This window comes from Xanthomonas sp. NCPPB 3442 (genome assembly GCF_056725145.1).
Genome location: NZ_CM161514.1, coordinates 1984305 through 2001476 on the forward strand (window position 1 = coordinate 1984305; position 17172 = coordinate 2001476).

Consider the following 17172-nt stretch of genomic DNA (forward strand, 5'->3'; position numbering starts at 1 on the left):
CAGGGCGTCGATGCGTTTGGTTACCGTGCACGCATCGCCGGTTCCAAGCGCGTTCCGGCCGGCCGATCAGCGATGGCACGCGCCATGCGGACAGCTGCGCAGGCGGTGCGATACGCAGTTGCTGAGCGTTGCGGATGGAGGCGCTGCCACCTGCCTGCGAACGGTCGTCAACCAGGCGTGTGGCGCACCGGCGTCGCAGTGGACGATCGGCACATGCCGCGCCGCGCACCGACGACGCCCGCCCGGCGGTGCGCGTCGTCGGTCTGTCGGGCCATCTACTTGCGGCAATCGTCGATGTCGTGCTGCGTCAGGGTCGAGTACGGCGCAAAGGCCGGCACCAGGTGCGCGGCTGCATCCTGTGCGGTGCGCAGCGTGGCCAGCTGATCGCAGATCTGCAGGGCCTTGTGCTTGAAGGTGTCTGCCTCGGCCTCGATCTTGTCGCCGATCTGATCTGAGTTGCCGCTGAGCACGCCCTTGATCGCTTCGCCTGCGGCATGTGCGCCGAACGCCGCGCCCTGGGTGCCGATGTCGATGCCCTTCTTGGCCACGCCTTGCACTTGCGCGTAGTAACTGCGCATCGCCTGGCGTTGCGCCTCATTCAAGTCCACCGGCTTGCCGTCGATGCTGAGCGCGCCATCGACACCGATGGTGGCGGCCGGCAAGCCGTCGCGCTTGAGCGTCAGGCTCTTGCCGGTAAAGGTCACGCCGGCACCATTGGCCTGGCCGGAGACGTTGACGGTGGGTTCGGACTTGCCGCAACCCGCCAGCAATACGCTCATCACTACCGCCGAAACAAGCAATTTCATCAGCAATTCCCCCACATCCTGAAAGAAGTCGTCGTCATTTGTCTGTCGGTACCCGGGTGCTGCCGGAGACCTCGCTCACATCGATATCGCCGCTGCCCTTGTGCGCCACGCTCAGATCGCCACGCACCTTGCGGACATTCAACGCGCCGGAAGCGACCGACTCCACGTTGACATTGCCTTGCACATCGCGGATATCGACATCGCCCGAGCCGATCGTGCCGATCTTGATGTTGCCTGCGACGCCGTGCAGCTTGATCTCGCCGGACTGCACTTTCGCCACCTCTGCCGCACCGTGCACCTCACGCGCCTTGAGGTCGCCCGAGCCCACTGCCAGCACGCGCAGCGCGCCCAGATCTTCCAGCTCGACATCGCCGGAACCCACCTTGGCGGTCACGCGGCCCTTGGTGTGACGAATGGTCATGTCGCCCGAACCCACGTCGGCGCTCACTGCGGCGGCCCCGTTGATCTGCGCATCGCCGGAACCCACGTCAAATTGCACCAGCATCGTGTTGGGCACGCTGCCGCGCAGGTCCAGGTAGGAATAGCTGTTGCCGAAGGAAAACCGGCGGTCATCGTTCAAGCTCACCACCAGCTTGTCGCCGATGCGCTTCTGGGTCACGGTCAGGCTCTTGAGCAATTCGACCCTGGCAGCACAGGCGCGCCCGCCCAGTTTCCCGCCGCCGCCGGGCGAGGCGTCCAGATGCAGGTCGTTGGAAGCGACCTCGAACAGGACCGACTTCACGCCGGTCAGTTGCAGGTCCAGGCTACGTGGTTCGGAGAACTTGCACTGCTCCTCTGCCGCTGCAACACCGGGCAATGCGAGCAGGATGGCCAGGCTCAGGGTCAGGCGCATGGGAGGTCCCTCAGGCTTCGGAGCGCCGACGGCGCAGGTAGATGGAAGCGGCGATCAAGGCGATACCGACGGCTGCGCCAATCCAGATATCCGCGCTGCCATAGACGCGCGTGCTGTCGGTGTGCTGCAGGGCCCATTGCACCAGGTCGCTGGGGCTTTGCAGGGTGCTGCTGTCCAGGTTCCCGCTGACGGCAAGTGGCGACCAGGTGCCGGGCAGGGCGCTGAGCAGGCCACGGTAGCCGACGATGTACCAGATCCAGCCGATCGGCAGCGACACGCCCGGCATCGCCGAAAGAATGCTCAGCATCACGCAGGCCAGCAGCGGAAACAGCACCGCCCACAGGAACGGCTTGCTGTTGGCCCAGGCCGAGCAGAACATCAGCCAGCCCACGGTCGGCAGCGCCCATAGCAGGCTCATCGGCACGGTCTTGAGCAACAGCCACAGCAGCGAGAACGGGTGCGAATGGGTCGCCAGCGCCCAGGGGCTGGGCACGCCGGCAATCAGGGCGCCAACGATGGCGATCAGCCACAGCGCCATGCCGACCGCCGCACCGATCGCGATGGAGATCAGCGGCGCCAGCAGCAACGCCCAGGCAGCCTTGGACAACACGGTCTGCACGTCCGACACCGGCAACGATTTCCAGAACAGCACGCTGCGGTCGCGGCGATCGTCGTACAGGCTGCCGAGTGCGTAGAAAAACACCACGAATGCCAGCACCACCGAGGCGATGCCGATACCGCCCAGCAGCAGGCCGTCGCCGACCTGGCCCAGTGTGCGCGTGTATTCGGCCAGATCGTCCATGGTGATGCTGTCGCCGACCATGTTGCGGCGGGCGCTGATCGCACCGATCACCGCGCCTAGCAGCGCGAAGAACACCGCGATGCCGCCGGTGATGAACTGCGCCCACACGAAGCCGCCACGGTGCTCCCAATATTCGCGTTTGAGCAGCCAGGCGAAGGTGCGTGCGGGTGATGCTTGGTTGGTCACTGCATTCATGCGTAGGTCCCCTTCATGACCGCAACGAACAGGTCGGCTAGGCCGGGATTGCGGGTTTCGCCAAAACGGGCGAGCTGCTCTTTCGGCGCGCCATCGAACAACATCACGGTCTTGCCGAACGGCAGGCCGCGCTCGTCGATCGGTTTCAGGGCGCGCGCTGCATCCAGCTGGTCGGCACCGACCAGGACTTCGGTGTAGCGCTCGGAGACGCTTTCCATGTCGGCGGTGAGCACGATGCGGCCGTCGCGGATGAACATCACATCGGTGAGGATGTGTTCGATCTCTTCGACCTGGTGGGTGGTGACGATGATGGTCTTCTGCTCGTCGAAGTAATCCTCCAGCAGGCGCTGGTAGAACTGCTTGCGGTAGAGGATGTCCAGGCCCAGGGTCGGTTCGTCCAGCACCAGGATGCGTGCGTCGATGGCCATCACCAGCGCCAGGTGCAGCTGCACGATCATGCCCTTGGACAACTCGCGCACCCGCGATTTGCGGTTGAGCTGGGTATTGGCCAGGAAGCGCTCGCACTTGGCGCGATCAAAACGCGGATGCACGCCGGCGACGAAGTCGATCGCTTCGCCGACCCGCAGCCAGCGCGGCAGCACCGCCACGTCGGCAATGAAGCAGACCTCGTTCATCAGCGCATTGCGCTGGGTGCGCGGATCCATGCCCAATACCTGCAACTCGCCGGCGAAATCGGTCAGCCCCAGCACCGCCTTGAGCGCAGTGGTCTTGCCGGCGCCGTTGGGGCCGATCAGTCCAATAATGCGGCCGGCGGCAATGGTGAAGCTGGTGTTGTCCAGCGCGAGCCGATGCTTGTAGGCCTTGCGCAGGCCACGTGCGTCGACCACATGGTCGGAGGAGACGGCGGTCATGGTGTTTTTCCCTGTGGCAACAGATCGTCGATGGACAGTCCCAGGCGCTGGATCCTTTCCAGCACGGCGGGCCATTCTTCATTCAAGAAACGCTCGCGTTCGCTGCCACGCAGCTTCTGTGCGGCCTCCGGGGTCATGAACATGCCCAGGCCGCGGCGTTTCTCCACCAGGTTCTCGTCGGCCAGTTCCTGGTAGGCGCGCGAGACGGTGATGGGGTTGAGTTGGTAATCGGCCGCCACCTGGCGCACCGAGGGCAGGGCATCGCCGGGCTTGAGAATTCCATCGAGCATCATGGCAATCACCCGTTCCTTGAGTTGGCGGTAGATGGGAGCGCCGTCGCTCCACTGAATGTCGTTCATGATCAGCTCCGTGGGCGCAGGGCCTGCGCGAAGGAGAAATAGGGCATCGACAGCGAGGCGCGCACATGCCGGCCAGGCCGGGAACGCGCTTCGGGGGGAGTTGTCGCGTTTTCCGTAACCGCCTCCGACACGCCATAATCGGCGCCGGACTCCGTCACCTGACTGGAAGCGGCTCCCAGGCAACCAATGGCAAACAGGGTGCTGCCGAACAGCAACAGCGGAACTGGTCGCGTCAAGCGTGTGCTGTTCATGCTTTCCCCTGCGTTGGGTGACTGGTGTTGTATTCAACTATAACACCGACACGCAGGCAGTCAACTGTTTGTCATCCCCAACTGATGGCACCCCTTATCGGTGCGCCGCCTCAACTTCGAAGGGCATTGCTCATGTTGCTCAATCGTCTGCTAGCTCTTGTATTGACTGGCTTTTTTGCAACATCCGCGTTCGCTGCCGGCACTCCGGTACTGGATGTGGAATACCGGCCGCTGGCCGGCAAGACGCCAATCAACCTGAACCGTACCTACGGCGGCAAGGTCGTCATGGTGGTCAATACCGCCAGCAAGTGCGGCTTCACCCCGCAGTACGAGGGGCTGGAAGCGCTCAACCAGCGCTTCGGCAGCCGCGGCTTCACGGTGCTGGGTTTTCCATCCAACGATTTCCAGGGACAGGAACCGGGATCGGAGAAACAGATCCAGGAATTCTGCACGCTGACCTATGGGGTGAAGTTCCCGATGTTCGAAAAGGTCCATGTGCTGGGTGCGCAGGCAACGCCGCTGTATCAGCGCCTGACCCAGGCCACTGGCGTGGCGCCGGGCTGGAACTTCCACAAGTATCTGATCAGTCGCGATGGCCGGGTGGTTGCGCAGTTCCCCAGCAAGATCAAACCGGACGATCCGAGCGTGCTGGCAGCAATCGAACGCGAGCTCAAGGCACCGGCGCACTGAGCACTCGCATCGCCGCGCGCGCATGCGACAATGCGCATTCAGCGCCATCGGTGGCGTGTCTTTTCACTTTTGGGAAGTGCATCGAATGAAGATGGGAAAGCGCGGCGCGGCGGCGTCGTTACTGATGGTGGCAATGTCGGCATCGATGCCGGCGATGTCGCAGCAACCGGCCGCAGCGGCCACCAAGGAGAAGCCAGCTTTGAATGCATCGTCTGACAAGAGCACGCGCGAGGACGTGAGCTACGCCATCGGTATGGACGTGGCACGTTCGTTCGAGCCGATTGCTCAGGACATCGATGTGAACGCGATGCAACGCGCCATCGAAAATGCATTCAAGGGCGGCAAGCCGCTGTTGTCGGATGAGCAGACCCAGGCCACCGACACCGCGTTGCGTACCGCGCTCGCTGCCCGCAATGGCCAGCAGGTGCCAGGCATGGCGCCGGGCGCCGCGCCGGCCGCACCGTCCAAGGAAAATGTCGGCCTGATGCTCGGCGATCGTGCGGTTGGTCCGTCGCTGGCCGGCATCAAGGACGAGATCGATCTGTCGATCCTGATGGAAGCAGTGCGTACCGTGTTCGCCAAGGGCACCACGCGTCTGACCCAGCAGGAAGCCGCAGCCACCATGCAGGCATTTGCCTCTGCCAAGCAGGGTGCTGCCGCTGCCAACAATCGCAAGCAAGGCAATGAGTTCCTTGCCAAGAACAAGACCGAGAAGGGCGTGATCACCACCGCGTCCGGCCTGCAGTACATGGTGTTGCGCCAGGGCAGCGGCGAGCGCCCGATGCGGACCAGCAAGGTGCGTGTGAACTACGAAGGCAAGCTGCTCAACGGGCAGGTCTTCGACAGTTCCTACCAGCGCGGCCAGCCGGCGGAGTTCGGTCTGGATCAAGTCATCCCCGGTTGGACCGAGGGCGTCGCGTTGATGCCGGTCGGCTCGAAATACCGTTTCTGGATTCCATCCAACCTGGCCTATGGCCCGAACGGCACGCAAGGCGGGCCGATCGGACCTGACGCAACGTTGACGTTCGATGTCGAGCTGATGGGTATCCTTCCCTGATCTTCCGTGGCAGGCATTCCATTCCATGCGCGTTGCGATCTTCGGCACCGGCTACGTGGGTCTTGTGACCGGTGCCTGCCTGGCCGAAGTGGGGCACCAGGTCGTCTGCGTGGATATCGATCAAGCCAAGCTTGATGCCCTCAATCGCGGGTTGATTCCGATCTATGAGCCCGGCCTGGAGCCGATGGTGAAGGCCAACCATGCCGCCGGCCGGTTGCGCTTCACCAGTGATGCGGCTGCAGCCATCGCGCATGGCGAGATCACCTTCATTGCCGTCGGCACGCCGGCTGACCAGGACGGGAGCGCCGACCTGCAATACGTGCTGGCAGTCGCGCGCACGGTGGGCCGGCATATCGACGGCCCGGCGATCGTGGTCAACAAGTCCACGGTGCCGGTCGGCACGGCCGACATCGTGCGCGTGGCGATCCAGGAAGAGCTGGACGCACGCGGCGTGGACCATGAGTTCGATGTCGTCTCCAACCCCGAATTCCTCAAGGAAGGCGACGCGGTGGCCGACTGCATGCGCCCGGACCGCATCGTGATTGGTGCTAAGAAGCCGGCGGCCATTGCGCGCATGCGGCGGCTGTACGCGCCGTTCAACCGCAATCGCGATCGCATCGTGGAAATGGACGTGCGGTCGGCCGAGCTGACCAAGTACGCGGCCAACGCGATGCTGGCGACCAAGATCAGCTTCATGAACGAGATCGCCAATATTGCCGAGCGTGTCGGTGCGGACGTCGAACAGGTGCGTAACGGCATCGGCTCGGATCCGCGTATTGGCTGGCACTTCATCTATCCCGGCGCCGGCTACGGCGGCTCGTGCTTCCCGAAGGACGTGCAGGCATTGGCCAAGACGGCCGAGCAGTACGGCATGCGGCCGACCCTGCTCGACGCAGTGGAAAGCGTCAATAACGCGCAAAAGGGCCATCTGTTCGAATTGGTGCAGCGGCATTACGGTGCCGAGGGCACCGGTAGTGTGGCCGGCAAGACCTTCGCGGTGTGGGGTCTGGCGTTCAAGCCCAATACCGACGACATGCGTGCTGCGTCCAGCCGTCGCCTGATGGAACAGTTGTGGGAAGCCGGTGCCACCGTGCGCGCCTACGACCCTGAAGCCACTCGCGAAGCCAGGCGCATCTTCGGCGAGCGCGATGATCTGGCGTATTGCGACGATGCCTTTTCTGCACTGGAAGGTGCCGACGCCCTGGTCGTGGTCACCGAGTGGAAGCAGTTCCGCAGCCCGGACTTCGGCAAGATCAAGCAGGCCTTGAAGGACGAGGTCGTCTTCGACGGCCGCAACCTTTACGACCCGCAGGAGATCGAAGCCGCAGGTCTGGCGTACTACGCCATTGGACGAGGCCGTTCGCTATATGCATGAGCAACTCCCGCTGCACGACCGCGCGCTGGAAGCGCGGTTGATCGAATTGGAAACGCGCCTGTCCTTCCAGGAGCAGGCGCTCAACGAACTGAGTGAAGCACTTGCAGACGCCCGTTTGACGGGTGCGCGCAACGCCGAACTGATCCGCCACCTGCTCGAGGATCTGGGCAAGGTGCGCTCCACATTGTTTGCCGATGCAGCGGACGAACCGCCGCCTCCGCACTATTGATTGCAGATTGCCGCCGCCATGAGCGATACCTTACGTGACCAGTTGCTTGGGTTGGGCTTCAAGTCCGCGCCCAAGCCCGAACGCAAACCCGACGCACGGCCTGCAGCGCGTGCACATGGCAATGGTGGCAAGCCAGCACCCGGGGGAAATCGGCCGGGCCAGGGCAGGGGACCGCAGCGGCCACATGCCGCCGCGTCAACCGACGGCAATGGCGAGCGCAAACCCGCTGGCAGGCCCGAGCGTCGGCATGACGGCAAGCCCGGCGCAGCGCCGCGTCCGCAGCATGCCGCTGCAGACCGTCGCGGCCCCAGGCCGGCACGCACGCGTGAGGACATCGACCTGGCCAAGGCCTATGCGATCCGCGCGCAACGCGAGAAGGACGAGCGCATCGAAGCCGAGCGGCTGAAACAGGAAGAAGCACGCCTGCGTCGCGAAGCCAAGGCCAAGCTCGAAGAGCTGCTCAAGGACAAGGGGCTCAATCATGCCGATGCGGATATCGCCCGGCATTTCCCGTATGGCGGCAAGATCAAGCGCATCTACGTCACCGCCGATCAGCTCAAGGCGCTCAATGCCGGCGAGCTGGGTGTGCTGCAACTCAACGGACGCTATCTGCTGGTGACTGCCGAGTTGCTTGCCGAAGCCGAAGCGGTGTTCGCTCCATCGGTCGCCTTGAAGGTGGACCCGAACGCACCAGCGGGCGATGACCCGTACGCTGATCCGAAGTATCAGGTGCCCGACGACCTGGTCTGGTAGAACGCCCGATGCGTGGTGTGTGTTGTACATGGGCACCTGCCGGTGCCCATTTTCATTGCATTTTCCGCAGGTAATAAGCGCGCAGCCACCGCGCAAGCCAGAGGGCGGCCATCGGATTGTCTGGCGCAGAATGCGGGTTGGTTGCTTGACCATGGTGCTTCATGCAAGGCCATCGGGGCTCGCCCTGACCGCTGGCGCGGGAGACAACGCGCAGCGCGACGCTATACAAGCCGGTCACGGGTGGCGCGGCACCATGCGCGCCGTTACGTGTCGATGCAGGCCGGCGCCTTTTGCCGTGCCCTCGTCCCCGCTCGGTTGCTCCGTCCTGCCAATGGTGCTGCATATGTCCCTGTCGTCGAAATCCCTGAAATCCAACGTCGTGGCAGCCGTCGACAGTCGTGCCCCCAGTCGCGTGCCGGTGCAGGCGCCGCGCCGAACGGCGTCGGCCTTGGTGATGCTTGCGCTGTGCGTGGCTAGCGGGCACGCCGCCGCGCAGGCAGACGATGCGCCGGCGTTCGACCGGCCGGGCATTCCATTCGCTGCGGAGGCGTTGCAGCCAGGTGCGTTTGCCTGGGAGCAGGGCTTGCCGGATGCAAGTACCGACCGCAGCGACGGGCAGCGCACGACCCAATACACCGCCGACACGCTGCTGCGTCTGGGGTTGTTCCAGAATGTCGAACTGCAACTCGGGAGCGACAGCTACAACTGGCAGCATGGTGGTGGCGTGCGGGTACGTGGCGGCGGGGATAGCAGTGTCGGATTGAAGGTGGCCTTGCCATCGCGTTCGGAGAGCTTTCATTGGGCTGCGCTGGGCACTTACAGCATCCCGACCGGCAGCCCGGCCTTCAGCGACGGCTACTCGCGCGAACTCGGTGTGACTGCATCCTGGGATCTGGCGCAGCAGCGTGCCATCGCGTTGTACGTCAATTACGCGCGCGATGACGACGGGCACACCTGGACCTTCGCGCCCAATTACACGTTTTTTTCCGGCGACCATTTCAGCAGCTATGTGGAAGCGGGCGTGGACACCGGCAGCGCGCATTCGCGCGTGGCCGGCGCGGGTGGCGCCTGGCAGCTGCCGCATGCGATGCAGCTGGATGTGTCGGTGTTGCGGGGACTGACCTCGGAAAGCCCGGCCTGGCAAGGTGGCATCGGGCTATCGATCGCGTTTGAGTGACTGGTGCGAACCGCCGCTGTCGGATCACTGGCCAGTCGGTGCGTTGCCTTGGGCCTTGGCCTCGTGCGAAATGGACTATGTTGCACTGCCGCATGCATTGACTGCGCGGAAGAGGCCTAATTGGATCGATCCAATTTGATGCCACTGCATGCGTCTTTTTTCCACCGCAAGGCTTGCCACGTGACGCCAGCCAAGCCGACACCCGAGATGACTACGGACGATGGTACGCCAGGCGCGCGGCGCGGCGCGGTGACGCTACGCGATATCGCCAGCGCCATCGGTGTCTCGCGCGCGACGGTGTCGCTGGTGCTGCGCGGGAGCCCGCTTGTGCATGCAAGCACGCGCGCGCGCGTGGAGGCCGAGTTGGATCGGCAGAATTACGTCTACAACCGCGCCGCGGCGAATTTGCGCCAACGCACCTCGTCCAGCGTCGCGCTGGTCATCAACGATTTGTCCAACCCGTTTTTTGCCGAGTTCGCCGCCGGTGTGGACGAGGCACTGGGCGCAGCCGGCTATGTCACCTTGCTCGGCAGCACCGGCGAATCGACGCAGCGTCAACAGGCAGTGCTGACCTCGCTGATGGAGCACACGCCGGCGGGCATCATCCTGTCGCCGGCCGAAGGCAGCCAGGCGCAGGCGCTGACCCAGGTGCTCGGCCGCCAACGCAACGTGGTGCTGTTCAATCGCGAGGTGGAGGGCGCGCAATGGGATCTGCTGGCGCTGGACAACGCACAAGGCGCGTTCGAGGCCTGCGCGCACCTGATTGCGCAAGGTCATCGGCGTATCGTGTTCTTCGGTGGGCATGCCGCATCCAGTTCCTGCCGGCAGCGTCGCGCCGGCTATGCGCGCGCGATGCAGGAGGCGGACCTGGAAACGCATTACGTCGAGTCGGCTCCAAATCGCCAGGACGCCGCACTGTGCGGGGCGCGCTTGCTGAGCACTGCGGCGCAGGCTGCGACTGCAGCGGTCTGCTACAACGACAGCGTTGCGCTCGGTTTGATGGCGGCCCTGGCCAGGCACGGCATCGTGCCCGGCCGCGACTTTGCGGTGACCGGCTTCGACGACATCGCCGAAGCGGCGCTGTTCACGCCTGCATTGACCACCCTGGCCGCAGACCCGCGTGCACGTGGCAGGCAGGCTGCGCAGCTGGTACTGCAACGCATCGGTAGCCCCGAGCTCGCCGCACAACAGCTGACCGCCGCAGTTGCCTTGAATATTCGCGCGAGCAGCGCCTGCGGACCGACAGCGCGAATGTCATCACCTCCCCAAAGCGGTCCATCCGCCCATTCCCCCACCAAGGCCTCCGGCCGCTGACCAGGCAATCCCTATGGTTTCCCTTTCCACGCAATCCTCCGTGCCCAGCGGCAACAAGGCGCCCGTCAACAACGGCGTCGCGTTGTCGGTGGTCACCACGATCTTTTTCATGTGGGGCTTTCTGACCTGCCTCAACGACATCCTGATCCCGCATCTGAAGGCGGTGTTCGAGCTCAATTTCGCGCAGGCGATGCTGGTGCAGTTCACCTTCTTCGGTGCGTACTTCCTGATGTCGCTGCCGGCCGGTTGGGTGGTGAATCGGTTGGGCTACAAGCAGGGCATCGTGGCCGGGTTGGCGGTGGCGGCGGTCGGCGCGCTGGGTTTCTGGCCGGCGGCGGAACTGCGCGTGTACAGCGCTTTTCTCGGCGCATTGTTCGTGCTGGCCACCGGCATCACCATCCTGCAGGTGGCCGCCAATCCCTACGTCGCCTTGCTGGGGCCCGAGCGCAGCGCCTCCAGTCGCCTGACCCTGGCCCAGGCGTTGAATTCGCTCGGTACCGCGATCGCGCCGCTGTTGGGCGGCTGGTTGATCCTCTCCAACACAGTGATGAGCGGCGACCAGCTGAAAGCCCTGCCGGAAGCCGAGCAACTGGCTTATCGCGTGCAGGAAGCGCAGGCCGTGCAAGGCCCGTACATCGGGCTGGGTATCGTGCTGTTCTTGCTGGCGATTTTAGTGTTCTTGTTCCGTCTGCCGGCACTGACCGACGCCAGCGCACAGAAAGACGACAGCAAGCATTCCTTGCTCGATGCCTTGCGACACCCGCATGTGCGCTTCGGTGTGTTGGCGATCTTCTTCTATGTGGGCGCAGAAGTGGCCATCGGCAGCCTGATGGTCAATTACTTCTCGCTGCCGCAGATCGGTGGGTTCACCGAGCGTGAGGCAACCAAGTACGTGTCGGCCTACTGGACGCTGGCGATGATCGGCCGTTTCATCGGCTCGGCGCTGCTGGCCAAGTTGTCGCCGCGCGTGTTGTTGTCGGTGTTAGCGGCCATCAATGCGGTGTTGCTGGGCCTGACCATGGCCAGCGGCGGCATGTTGGCGGTATATGCGCTGGTGGCGATCGGCCTGTTCAATTCGATCATGTTCCCCACCATCTTCACCCTGGGTATCGAACGGCTCGGCCCGCTGACCGGGCGCGCCTCGAGCCTGCTGATCATGGCCATTGTCGGTGGCGCCATCGTGCCGTATCTGCAAGGGCTGCTCGCCGACAGCATCGGCCTGCATGAGTCGTTCGTGCTGCCGTTGCTGTGCTACCTGTACATCGTGTTCTACGGTATCTGGGGCTCGCGGTTGCGCGGCGCACTGGCGGAGGCACGCGCATGAGTGCGACCAAGCATCAGGTAGTGTGTTTCGGCGAAGCGCTGATCGACATGCTGGCGTTGCCGCAGGCCGGCCCGGACCAGGCGCGTACCTTCGCGCAATATGCCGGCGGTGCGCCGGCCAATGTCGCCGTTGCGGTGGCGCGCCTGGGGGGTGCTGCGCATTTCGTCGGCATGCTCGGGCGCGACATGTTCGGCGATTTCCTGCTGCAAAGCCTGCAGCAGTCCGGCGTGGCGACCGATGGCATCGTGCGCACCGATCAGGCCAAGACTGCGTTGGCGTTCGTTGCGTTGGACGACGCGGGCGAACGCAGTTTCAGTTTCTACCGTCCACCGGCAGCGGACCTGTTGTTCCGTCCCGAGCACTTCGCCGCGGACGGGTTTACGCAGGCAGCGGTATTGCATGTGTGCTCCAACAGCATGACCGAGCTGCAGATTGCCCAGTGCACGCTCGACGGCATGCGCCGTGCGCGCGCCGATGGCGCCATCGTCAGCCTTGACCTCAACCTGCGCCCGATGCTGTGGCCGCAGGATGTCGATCCGGCGGCGTTGCTATGGGAGGCGCTGGCGTTGGCCGATGTGGTCAAGCTTTCGCGCGAGGAGCTTGAGTATCTGGCGGGAACGCTCGATGGCGATGCCAGTGCGGTCACGCAAAAGCTGTGGCAGGGCAAGGCCAGTTGGTTGCTGGTCACCGATGGCGGCGGGCCGGTGCATTGGCAGACACGCACCGATGCGGGCCAGGTGCCGGCGTTCCAGGTGCAGGTGCGCGATAGCACCGCCGCTGGCGATGCATTCGTCGGCGGGCTGCTGTATCAGCTGGCAACGCGTGCTGCATCGCTGGAGCAGCTATGCGGCGATTCCGCGGCAATCAATGAGGTGATTCGGTTTGCTGCCGCGGTCGGCGCGCTGGCGGTGACGCGCAAGGGCGCGTTCGCGGCAATGCCGAGCATCGATGAAGTCCATTCCTTGATCCAGGAACAATCATGAGCCGCTTGCCTGCAACACCCGCACCCGATTTCCGTTCGGCTGACGTCTTGCGCCAGCACATCGCCGACACCATGGCGTTCTACCATCCGCGCGCGATCGACCCGGCAGGTGGGTTTTTCCAGTATTTCCGCGATGACGGTTCGATCTACGATGCCGGGCATCGGCACCTGGTCAGCAGTACGCGCTTCGTTTTCAACTACGCAATGGCCTACCGCGAGTTCGGCGATGCTGCGTACCTGCAGGCGGTACGTCACGGGCTGGACTATCTGCGCAATGTGCATCGCAATCCGCAAACCGGCGGCTATGCGTGGACGCTGCGCGATGGCGTGGTCGAAGACGACATGAATCACTGCTACGGCGTGGCGTTCGTGTTGCTGGCGTATGCGTGTGGTTTGAAGGCCGGTGTCGATGAGGCACGCGCGTGGATGGACGAGACCTGGCAACTGCTGGAGAAGTACTTCTGGGACGCGGAGTTCGGGCTGTACCGCGACGAAGCCGACGCGCAGTTCAACTTCACCAGCTACCGCGGCCAGAACGCCAACATGCATATGTGCGAAGCGATGATCGCCGCGTACGAAGCCAGTGGCGAGCAGCGTTATCTCGATCGCGCACTGGTGCTCGCGGAGAACATGACCCGTCGCCAGGCAGCCAAAGCCGATGGGTTGGTGTGGGAGCATTACGATCTGCAGTGGAATATCGACTGGGATTACAACCGCGACAATCCCAAGCACCTGTTCCGCCCGTGGGGTTTTCAGCCCGGCCATCAGACCGAATGGGCCAAGCTGCTGATGCTGCTGGATCGCTATGCGCCGGCCGACTGGTTGCTGCCGACCGCGCAGCATCTGTTCGACGTGGCAGTGGAGCGCTCATGGGACACGCAGCGCGGTGGGCTGTATTACGGCTTCGACCCTGACGGCAATGTCTGCGACGACGACAAGTATTTCTGGGTGCAGGCCGAGTCGTTGGCCGCTGCTGCATTGCTGGCGCAGCGCAGCGGCGACGATCGCTACTGGCAGTGGTACGACAAGCTGTGGGCCTATTCGTGGGCGCACATGATCGACCATCAGTATGGCGCGTGGTATCGCATCCTGGATGCGGACAACCGCAAGTACAGCGATGAGAAAAGCCCGGCGGGTAAGACCGATTACCACACCATGGGCGCGTGCTACGAAGTCTTGAACGTGTTGCGGCCGGCTGCTTGATGCTGGCGTGATCCAAGCGCCGCCGCGCAATGCGGTGGCGTTGCCGCGTAGGAGCGCACCCGGGCGCGATGAGGCTTTACCGATAAGACCCCCATCGCGCCCGGGTGCGCTCCTACGATATCTGCGGTCAGCAGATGCCCTTACTCCGGGTCGTAATCCAGATTCGATGCCAGCCAACGCTCGGCCAATGCCAGCGTGATGCTCTTGCGCTTTGCATAATCGGCCACCTGTTCCTTGCTTAGTCGCCCGACCACGAAGTATTGGCTCTTGGGATGGCTGAAGTAATAACCGGAGACCGCGGCAGTGGGCAGCATCGCAAAGCTTTCGGTCAGCGACATGTCGGCGTTGCGCTCGGCATCGAGCAGATCGAACAAGGTGCGTTTTTCGCTGTGTTCCGGGCAAGCCGGGTAGCCGGGAGCCGGGCGAATGCCGCGATAGCGCTCGGCGATCAAGGCTTCGTTGTCCAACGCTTCGTCCTCCACATAACCCCAGAACTCGGTGCGCACGCGTTGATGCAGCCGCTCGGCCAGCGCCTCTGCCAGACGGTCGGCCAACGCCTTGAGCAGGATGGAGTTGTAGTAGTCGTGCGCCGCTTCGAACCGGGCCACATGCGCATCGATACCGATGCCGGCAGTGACCGCGAACGCGCCGATCCAGTCCTGCTTGCCGCTGCTCTTGGGAGCGACGAAATCGGCCAGGCAGAAGTCGGGGCGGTCGATGGGCTTGTCGACTTGCTGGCGCAAGAAGTGCAGGGAATGGGGGATGGAGAATCGGGAATGGTCGAGTGTGCGGGCATCGCCTTGCAATTCCCGGTTCCCGATTCCCGATTCTGCCGGCTCCGTCAGGACGACAACATCGTCTCCAACGCTATTTGCCGGCCACAGCCCGAACACGGCCTTGGCCGTCAGCCACTTCTCTTCGACGATGCGCTTGAGCATGCGGCGTGCGTCGCGATACAGCTCGCTGGCTTGGGTGCCGACGATTTCGTCGCTGAGAATCGCCGGGAACTTGCCGGCCAGCTCCCATGCCTGAAAGAACGGCGTCCAGTCGATGAGTTCGATCAGCTCCTGCAACGGGTAGTCGTCGAAAACGTGGATGCCTGGCTGGCGTGGGGCCGGTGGAGTGTAGGTGTCCCAATCGCCGTCGAAGCGCTGCGCACGGGCTTTTTCGAGCGACACCAGGCGCTTGGCATCGCCGCGGTTACGGTGGCGTGCGCGGATTTCCGCGTAATCGGCATCGTTGGCGGCAACGAAGGCCTGGCGCAGGTCGCGCGAGATCAGCGACTGCGCCACGCCCACGGCACGCGAGGCGTCCTTCACCCACACGGTGGGCGCGGTGTAGTGCGGGTCGATCTTCAGCGCGGTGTGCGCGCGCGAGGTCGTTGCGCCGCCGATCAACAACGGAATGTCAAAGCCCTGCCGCTGCATCTCGCGCGCCACATGCGACATTTCTTCCAGAGATGGCGTGATGAGGCCGGACAGCCCGATCAGATCCGCGTTTTCTTCGCGAGCGCGATCCAGGATCACCTGCGCCGAGACCATCACGCCCAGATCCACCACATCGAAGTTGTTGCAGGCCAACACCACGCCGACGATGTTCTTGCCGATGTCGTGTACGTCGCCCTTGACGGTTGCCATGATGATCTTGCCGTTGGACTTGCCGACATCGCCGGTGCGCAGTTTTTCCGCTTCGATGAAGGGCAGCAGATAGGCCACCGCCTTTTTCATCACGCGCGCGGACTTGACCACCTGCGGCAAAAACATCTTGCCGGCGCCGAACAGATCGCCCACCACGTTCATGCCGTCCATCAGCGGGCCTTCGATCACGTCCAGAGGGCGCGTGGAATGCTGGCGCGCTTCTTCGGTGTCGGTTTCCACGAATGCGTCGATGCCGTGCACCAGCGCATGCGCCAGGCGCGCGCGGACCGGCTTGTCGCGCCAGGCCAGGTCTTCGACTTTCGCCGCGCCCTTGGTGCCCTTGTAGCGCTCGGCGATTTCCAGCAGACGTTCGGTGCCGTCGCGGCGCCGGTTGAGGATCACGTCCTCCACGCGTTCGCGTAGTTCCGGATCCAGCTCGTCGTAGATCGGCATGCCGCCGGCATTGACGATGCCCATGTCCATGCCGGCCTTGATCGCATGGAACAGGAACACCGAGTGGATTGCCTGGCGTACGGTTTCGTTGCCGCGGAAGGAGAACGAGACGTTGGAAACGCCGCCGGACACATGGCAGTGCGGCAGCGTGTCCTTGATGATGCGGGTGGCTTCGATGAAGTCCACCGCGTAGTTGTCGTGCTCTTCGATGCCAGTGGCCACGGCAAAGATGTTCGGGTCGAAGATGATGTCTTCCGGCGGAAAGCCAACCTGCTCGGTCAGCAGCGTGTAGGCGCGCGTGCAGATCTCGACCTTGCGCGCGCAGGTGTCGGCCTGGCCCGCCTCGTCGAAGGCCATCACCACCGCGGCGGCGCCGTAGCGCAATACCTTGCGGGCGTGTTCGATGAACACTGCTTCGCCTTCCTTGAGCGAAATGGAGTTGACCACGCTCTTGCCTTGCAGGCATTTCAATCCCGCTTCGATGACGCTCCACTTGGACGAATCCACCATCACCGGAATGCGCGCGATATCCGGCTCGGACATGATCAGGTTGAGAAAGCGCGTCATCGCCTTCTCCGAATCGATCAGGCCTTCGTCCATGTTGACGTCGAGGATCTGCGCACCGCTGTCCACCTGCTGCCGCGCGACCTCCACCGCTTCCTCGTAGCGCTCCTCCTTGATCAGCTTGCGGAACTGCGCGCTGCCGGTGACGTTGGTGCGCTCGCCGACGTTGACGAACAACAGGTCCGGCGTAATGACCAGCGGCTCAAGGCCGGACAGGCGGGTGTAGCGGGGAGTGCTCATGCAAGGCTCTGCTGGACGATGACGGCGCGATCGGTC

The 17172-nt window shown here is 63.7% G+C and carries 18 protein-coding genes; 11 read left to right on the top strand and 7 right to left on the bottom strand.

Annotated features, from left to right (window positions below; translation table 11 throughout):
* Positions 1-275: 275 nt before the first annotated feature.
* From AC1POX_RS08625 to AC1POX_RS08650, 6 genes are read right to left on the bottom strand one after another with little or no spacing between them, the layout of a single operon-like run.
* Complete coding sequence (locus tag AC1POX_RS08625) at positions 276-806, bottom strand: DUF2884 family protein (RefSeq protein ID WP_071117725.1); 531 nt, start codon at positions 804-806, stop codon at positions 276-278.
* Positions 807-840: 34 nt separating this feature from the next.
* Positions 841-1659 carry a DUF4097 family beta strand repeat-containing protein gene (locus tag AC1POX_RS08630; RefSeq protein ID WP_011346977.1) on the bottom strand — a complete coding sequence of 273 codons (819 nt, stop codon included), beginning with the start codon at positions 1657-1659 and terminating at the stop codon, positions 841-843.
* 10 nt (positions 1660-1669) lie between these two features.
* Positions 1670-2656: a hypothetical protein gene (locus AC1POX_RS08635; protein WP_011346978.1), complete on the bottom strand. Its 987-nt coding sequence runs from the start codon at positions 2654-2656 to the stop codon at positions 1670-1672.
* Positions 2653-3528 (bottom strand): ABC transporter ATP-binding protein, encoded by an 876-nt coding sequence (locus tag AC1POX_RS08640; RefSeq protein WP_005913764.1) that lies wholly within the window; start codon positions 3526-3528, stop codon positions 2653-2655. Before AC1POX_RS08640 ends, AC1POX_RS08635 begins: the two co-directional genes overlap by 4 nt.
* Positions 3525-3887, bottom strand: a complete 363-nt coding sequence (locus tag AC1POX_RS08645; RefSeq protein WP_003483692.1) for a GntR family transcriptional regulator — start codon at positions 3885-3887, stop codon at positions 3525-3527. The genes AC1POX_RS08640 and AC1POX_RS08645 overlap by 4 nt, the downstream gene beginning before the upstream one ends.
* A 2-nt stretch (positions 3888-3889) precedes the next feature.
* Positions 3890-4138, bottom strand: coding sequence for a hypothetical protein (locus tag AC1POX_RS08650; RefSeq protein ID WP_074053199.1), 249 nt, complete (start codon positions 4136-4138; stop codon positions 3890-3892).
* Positions 4139-4270: 132 nt separating this feature from the next.
* On the opposite strand from AC1POX_RS08650, the gene AC1POX_RS08655 reads away from it, so the two are divergent.
* From AC1POX_RS08655 to AC1POX_RS08705, 11 genes are all read left to right on the top strand, one after another.
* Positions 4271-4828 (top strand): glutathione peroxidase, encoded by a 558-nt coding sequence (locus AC1POX_RS08655; RefSeq protein WP_011346979.1) that lies wholly within the window; start codon positions 4271-4273, stop codon positions 4826-4828.
* A gap of 30 nt (positions 4829-4858) precedes the next feature.
* Complete coding sequence (locus AC1POX_RS08660) at positions 4859-5044, top strand: hypothetical protein (protein WP_223866235.1); 186 nt, start codon at positions 4859-4861, stop codon at positions 5042-5044.
* A complete protein-coding gene (locus tag AC1POX_RS08665) occupies positions 4962-5885 on the top strand; it encodes an FKBP-type peptidyl-prolyl cis-trans isomerase N-terminal domain-containing protein (RefSeq protein WP_223866234.1) in 924 nt (307 codons plus the stop codon). The genes AC1POX_RS08660 and AC1POX_RS08665 overlap by 83 nt, the downstream gene beginning before the upstream one ends.
* Before the next feature lie 25 nt (positions 5886-5910).
* Entirely contained in the window at positions 5911-7260 is a 1350-nt protein-coding gene (locus AC1POX_RS08670; RefSeq protein WP_136733828.1) for a UDP-glucose dehydrogenase family protein, read from the top strand.
* Positions 7253-7489 carry a SlyX family protein gene (locus tag AC1POX_RS08675; protein WP_008576524.1) on the top strand — a complete coding sequence of 79 codons (237 nt, stop codon included), beginning with the start codon at positions 7253-7255 and terminating at the stop codon, positions 7487-7489. The genes AC1POX_RS08670 and AC1POX_RS08675 overlap by 8 nt, the downstream gene beginning before the upstream one ends.
* A gap of 18 nt (positions 7490-7507) precedes the next feature.
* Positions 7508-8242 carry a DUF2058 domain-containing protein gene (locus tag AC1POX_RS08680; RefSeq protein WP_372357004.1) on the top strand — a complete coding sequence of 245 codons (735 nt, stop codon included), beginning with the start codon at positions 7508-7510 and terminating at the stop codon, positions 8240-8242.
* A 331-nt stretch (positions 8243-8573) separates the two neighbouring features.
* On the top strand, positions 8574-9419 hold the full coding sequence (locus tag AC1POX_RS08685; RefSeq protein WP_029819116.1) for a transporter: 846 nt from the start codon (positions 8574-8576) through the stop codon (positions 9417-9419).
* A 138-nt stretch (positions 9420-9557) separates the two neighbouring features.
* On the top strand, positions 9558-10733 hold the full coding sequence (locus AC1POX_RS08690; protein ID WP_372357148.1) for a LacI family DNA-binding transcriptional regulator: 1176 nt from the start codon (positions 9558-9560) through the stop codon (positions 10731-10733).
* Positions 10734-10746: 13 nt separating this feature from the next.
* Positions 10747-12057, top strand: coding sequence for an L-fucose:H+ symporter permease (gene fucP / locus AC1POX_RS08695; RefSeq protein WP_372357005.1), 1311 nt, complete (start codon positions 10747-10749; stop codon positions 12055-12057).
* Positions 12054-13040, top strand: a complete 987-nt coding sequence (locus AC1POX_RS08700) for a carbohydrate kinase family protein (RefSeq protein WP_338334502.1) — start codon at positions 12054-12056, stop codon at positions 13038-13040. The genes fucP and AC1POX_RS08700 overlap by 4 nt, the downstream gene beginning before the upstream one ends.
* Positions 13037-14242 carry an AGE family epimerase/isomerase gene (locus tag AC1POX_RS08705; protein WP_011346984.1) on the top strand — a complete coding sequence of 402 codons (1206 nt, stop codon included), beginning with the start codon at positions 13037-13039 and terminating at the stop codon, positions 14240-14242. The genes AC1POX_RS08700 and AC1POX_RS08705 overlap by 4 nt, the downstream gene beginning before the upstream one ends.
* Positions 14243-14382: 140 nt before the next feature.
* Here AC1POX_RS08705 and metH read toward each other — a convergent pair whose 3' ends face one another.
* Entirely contained in the window at positions 14383-17136 is a 2754-nt protein-coding gene (gene metH / locus AC1POX_RS08710; RefSeq protein ID WP_372357006.1) for a methionine synthase, read from the bottom strand.
* Positions 17137-17172 lie beyond the last annotated feature (36 nt).